This is a genomic window from Parafrankia sp. Ea1.12 (genome assembly GCF_900465275.1).
GTDB lineage: Bacteria > Actinomycetota > Actinomycetes > Frankiales > Frankiaceae > Parafrankia > Parafrankia soli.
The window spans coordinates 1-1,806 of the sequence record NZ_UBIZ01000247.1 but is presented as its reverse complement, the minus strand read 5'-3'; the positions used below and the strand labels follow the sequence as shown (position 1 = coordinate 1,806).

Below are 1,806 nucleotides of genomic sequence, written 5' to 3'. Positions count from 1 at the left end.
ACCAGCTTGACCTGGCGCTGGCCACCTTCCTCCTCAAGATCCTGCGACCCGCGACGTTCGTTCGCGACCGCCCCGACCGCGCCAGCCCGCGCAGAACCAAGAAGGCCGGTGACTTCCCCGCCCGCCGGCCCGGCGAACCCAGCGTGGTCAACGTCAGCCGACGCATCGAACTCCACTGCCTCGACCGGCCACGATCACCTTAAAGCAGCGCCATTGAGCCATGTCCCGTCCGTTCACAATGCACACGAGCCACCCGGAACGGCCGCCAGTTGATGCTACGTCCCCGCGACATCCACGAAGCGGTCGAGCAGGCCCGCGCCAAACAGAACACCGACGGGTGGAAACAGCGCTACGCAACCCGCGCCGGCGTCGAGAGCACCATCCATCAATCAGTTGCCGTCACCGGGATCCGCCGCTGCCGCTACACCGGACTACCCAAGACCCGGCTTGCCCTGTGGGGTGCCAGAAGTCGGCTTGGGCCTGTGACCTGGGGTGATGCGACGATGCAGAGCTGGCGGCATGATGGTCAGTTGTGTCCGTGCGCCTGCTGTATCTGATCTTCGTGCGGGTGTGTGGCTGGCTGGTTCTCCTCGGTCGTTCGTCGGCGTCGAAGGACATCGAGTTGCTGGTGCTGCGGCATGAGGTTGCGGTGCTGCGCCGTACCCAGCCCAAGCCCCGGTGGGACTGGGTGGACCGGGCGGTGCTCGCCGCCCTGATCCGACTCCTGCCCAGGGCGCTGCGAGTGCACCGGCTGGTCACGCCTGGCACCGTTCTGCGGTGGCACCGCCGCCTGGTCACACGGAAATGGACCCACCCGCAGCGGACCGGACGGCCACCGATCAGCTCGGAGATCGCCACGCTGATTGAGCGGCTCGCGACCGAGAACCCGACGTGGGGCTACCCGCGGATCCAGGGCGAGGTCCTCAAGCTCGGCCACCGGGTGAGCGCCTCCACGATCCGCCGGGTCCTGAAGTCTTTGGGGCTGCCCCCGGCTCCGCAACGGCAGACCGACGCGACGTGGCGGCAGTTCCTGCGCACGCAGGCGTCGACGATGCTGGCGGTGGACTTTTTCCACGTGGATTGCGCGGTGACGTTGCGGCGTCTGTACTGCTTCTTTGTCATCGAGGTCGGCTCCCGCTCCGTCCACGTCCTCGGGGTCACCGCCCACCCGGACGGCCCGTGGACCACCCAACAAGCCCGGAACCTTCTGATGGATCTCGGTGACCGGGCTGCCGACTTCCGGTTCCTGGTCCGTGACCGGGCCGGGCAGTTCACCGCGTCGTTCGACGCAATCCTCGCCGATGCCGGTATCGACGCGGTCACGATCCCACCCCGGACTCCGCGGGCGAATGCCTACGCGGAACGGTTCGTCCGCACGGTCCGGGCCGAGGTCACCGACCGGATGCTGATCTTCGGTGAGCGGCATCTGCGCGCTGTCCTGGCCGAGTACGCACGGCACTACAACGGACGGCGACCCCACCGCGGCCGCGACCTTCAACCACCACGGCCCGACCATCCCGTCGCCGACCTGGCCAGGGAACGGATCAAGCGCCAGCCTGTCCTCGGCGGCCTGATCAACGAATACGAACGAGCCGCCTAGGGTCTGTTCCAAGTTCGGATCATGGGGTTGGCAGGGTGCGTAGCCAGAGGATGGATCCGCGCAGGTGGAGTCCTGCGGCGTAGCTTTCGGGTGTCTTGTCGTAGCGGGTGGCCAGACCCCGCCATTCCTTGATCTTGTTGATGCCGCGCTCCACGGTGTTGCGGTCTTTGTAGAGCGTGGCGTCGTGGCTGACCGGGCGGCCTCCG

Annotated in this window: 3 protein-coding genes and 1 pseudogene; 3 read left to right on the top strand and 1 reads right to left on the bottom strand. The window is 67.3% G+C overall.

What is annotated here, in order from left to right; translation table 11 throughout:
• From FMEAI12_RS36570 to FMEAI12_RS10355, 3 genes are all read left to right on the top strand, one after another.
• The coding region (locus FMEAI12_RS36570; protein WP_160144254.1) for a hypothetical protein at positions 1-203 on the top strand (203 nt) is incomplete at its 5' end.
• A gap of 9 nt (positions 204-212) precedes the next feature.
• Positions 213-557, top strand: a complete 345-nt coding sequence (locus tag FMEAI12_RS37990; protein WP_255565678.1) for a transposase — start codon at positions 213-215, stop codon at positions 555-557.
• Positions 533-1,600, top strand: coding sequence for an integrase core domain-containing protein (locus tag FMEAI12_RS10355; RefSeq protein WP_112105842.1), 1,068 nt, complete (start codon positions 533-535; stop codon positions 1,598-1,600). Before FMEAI12_RS37990 ends, FMEAI12_RS10355 begins: the two co-directional genes overlap by 25 nt.
• A 19-nt stretch (positions 1,601-1,619) precedes the next feature.
• Here FMEAI12_RS10355 and FMEAI12_RS10350 read toward each other — a convergent pair.
• Positions 1,620-1,806 (bottom strand): annotated as a pseudogene (locus FMEAI12_RS10350) (IS5/IS1182 family transposase); the annotation flags it as partial.